Genomic DNA, 2791 nt, shown 5'->3' on the forward strand with positions numbered 1-2791 from the left:
CTTCCCGGCGGATTTCGAGGCGCGGCTGGAAGGCATCTCCGCGAAGCCCCGCATTGCACCGCAGGGCGACATCCCGGGCGGCGCCGATCTCTTCGGCGACGGCAACGTGATCGCGGTCGATCTTCCCGGCCATGCCGATGGCCAGTTCGGCCTGCTGTTCAATGGCCTCGCCCGGCCGCTGCTCTACGCCGTCGATGTGCAATGGCTGCTCACTGCCTTGACTGAAACCCGCACACCGGGTTTCCCCGCGACCCTCATCGCCGAGGATGCGGCGGCGATCGAGCCGACCAGCGCCATGCTGCGCCGCTTCCTCGGCTCGGGCGGCGAGGTGATGCTCTGCCATGATCCCGCGCCGACATCCTACGATCTCGCGCCGGAGGTGGCATGAACGGGCTGGCGGAAGCGGCATGCTCCTTCGCCCTGACACGCTGGGTCTCGCGCAAGAGCCGGCCCGATTTCGAGCGCTGGCAGGCAACTGCCCTGCGTCGCTTCCTCGACCGCGACCTGCCGCGCGCGCCATTCTACCGCCACGCGCCGGCTCAGCTCACCGATCTGCCGGTCACCGACAAGGCGCTGCTGATGGGACGCTTCGAGGATTTCAACGTCCACGGCCTCACCGCCGCGGAAGCCTGGGCGGCTCTGGCGCGTGGCGGCCGCGCCGGCGCGCTTACCGTCGGCGCCAGCACCGGCACCTCCGGTAATCGCGGCCTGTTCGTGATTTCCGAGGCAGAAAAGTATCGCTGGCTGGGCGCGATCCTCGCCAAGGCGGCGCCCGATCTTGTCTGGCGCGGCATGCGCGTCGCCGTCATCCTGCCGCAGAACACCGGGCTTTACGACAGCGCCCGCAAATCGCGGCTGATCAAGCTCGCTTTCTTCGACCTGACCTTGGGGCCGGAAAGCTGGCGCGGCGCGCTCGAAGCCTTCGACCCGACAGTCATCATCGCGCCGCCAAAAATGCTTCGGCATTTCGCGGCCGCGAACTTCCGGCTCCGGCCGAGGCGTGTCTTTTCCGCGGCGGAAACGCTGGATCCGGTCGACCGTCCGGTTATCGAGGATTTCTTCCGGCTGCCGCTCGACCAGATCTACATGGCGACCGAAGGCCTGTTCGCGGTGACCTGCCGGCATGGCGGGCTGCATCTTGCCGAAGACTCCGTCTTCTTCGAATTCGAGCCGGCGGGCGAGGGGTTGGTGACGCCGCTGGTGACAGCCTTTCGCCGCCAAACCCAGATCATGGCACGCTACAGGATGAACGACCTGTTGCGCTTGTCCAAAGAACCTTGCCGCTGCGGTTCGCCGCTGCGCTGCGTCGACGAAATTGTCGGTCGCATGGACGATGTCTTCCGGCTCACTTCGCCGGATGGCCCGATCCTCTTCACGCCGGATGTGCTGCGCAATGCCGTGCTCAAGGCCGACCGCCGCATCGACGATTTTCGCCTCGTCCAGACCGGGCCTGAGACGGTCGAGCTTCGGCTTCCGCCGACGCTCGCGGATGATGCGGCAGCCGCCGCTCACCAGGCAGTCCGCGCGCTTCTGGAAATGCGAAAGGCGGTCGCCACGCTCACGCTCATCCGCGCGCCTCTGCCGCTGGAAACAAGCCGCAAGCTGCGCCGCGTCGAATGCCGCCTGGAGCTGGCGCGATGAGCGGCGCGGCGGCGATGAACAAGCCCACGCAGCAGATCGATCGGGTCGAGAACAAGCCGGCAAAGGTCGAGGCTTTTGTAAGGCTTTTCAACGAGATGCCGGTGCGCGATCTCATCGCCAATCTCAAGGCGAAGATCGAGACGTTCGACGTAGCCGGTCGGGTTTTTCCGCTGACGCTGAATGACGCCGATGATGCGCCCAACTGTTATATATGCTGCCCGACCAGCGCCTATATCGACTACGCGATGGACGAGACGCGCAACTTCGCCGCTCACCCGCTGCTCCGGCGCGCGCTCAACGCCCTGATTGGCGCCTGTGCGCCGCTGGTCAGGGCAAGCGGCCTCGACCATCAGGCGCAGGTCAACAACTGGCTCTATTCGACCAACCCGGTGCCGCTGCTCGACCGGCCGACGGTCGCGGCGCTGCGCGCGAACCTGATCGAGCGTTTCCCGGATCGCGCCATCGTCATCCGTTCGTTGAACGACATCGCCGATCCGGCGACCATTGCAGCCTTGAAGGCCGAGGGGTTCCGCATGCTGGCGGCACGCCAGATCTACATCTTCGCCGACCGCAGCGCGGCGCCCGCGATGACACGCGACATGAAACGCGATCGCGCCCGCCTGCGCGGCACACCATTCGACCGGGTCGGCAATGACGATTTCGGGGAGGCCGACTATGCCCGGGCCGAGCAGCTCTACACCATGCTCTATCTCGACAAATACACCCCGCTCAATCCGCACTACACGGCCCGCTACATCGCCGAGATGCACCGGTGCGGCATCATCAGCCTTGCGGGTCTGCGCCGGCCGGGCGGCGAGTTGGTCGCCGTCACCGGCCTGTTCGAAAACGGCATCACGCTGACCCAGCCGATCGTCGGCTATGATACAAGCCTGCCGGTAGGCGAGGGGCTTTATCGCATGATGATGGCGATGGCGCAGGATCACGCCACGGCGCGCGGCCTGTTCTTCAACATGAGCGCGGGCGCCGCCGGTTTCAAACGCCGGCGCGGCGCGGTCGCCGCGATCGAATTCAACGCCGTCTTTGCCGGGCATCTTCGGCGCCGTCAGCGCGTGGCGATCCGCGTCATGGAGACGGTGCTGGCGCTGGTCGGCATTCCGCTGCTCAGGAGGTTCGAGTTGTGAGCGAGCGT

Annotated in this window: 2 protein-coding genes and 1 pseudogene; all 3 read left to right on the forward strand. The window is 66.2% G+C overall.

Translation table 11 applies throughout. The features are described from left to right. A pseudogene (locus tag EOD07_RS29530) lies at positions 1-388 on the forward strand (MBL fold metallo-hydrolase); the annotation flags it as partial. Beyond that, positions 385-1641 (forward strand): F390 synthetase-related protein, encoded by a 1257-nt coding sequence (locus tag EOD07_RS29535; RefSeq protein WP_127237851.1) that lies wholly within the window; start codon positions 385-387, stop codon positions 1639-1641. The pseudogene EOD07_RS29530 and the gene EOD07_RS29535, both read left to right, overlap by 4 nt. Continuing rightward, positions 1638-2783: a GNAT family N-acetyltransferase gene (locus EOD07_RS29540; RefSeq protein WP_127237852.1), complete on the forward strand. Its 1146-nt coding sequence runs from the start codon at positions 1638-1640 to the stop codon at positions 2781-2783. The genes EOD07_RS29535 and EOD07_RS29540 overlap by 4 nt, the downstream gene beginning before the upstream one ends. Positions 2784-2791 lie beyond the last annotated feature (8 nt).

The organism is Mesorhizobium sp. M2C.T.Ca.TU.002.02.1.1 (assembly GCF_003997225.1).

Excerpts from the sequence above, each read along its gene's own strand:
- EOD07_RS29535 (WP_127237851.1), top strand. The coding sequence starts at position 385 with ATGAACGGGCTGGCGGAAGCGGCATGCTCCTTCGCCCTGACACGCTGG.
- EOD07_RS29540 (WP_127237852.1), top strand. The coding sequence starts at position 1,638 with ATGAGCGGCGCGGCGGCGATGAACAAGCCCACGCAGCAGATCGATCGG.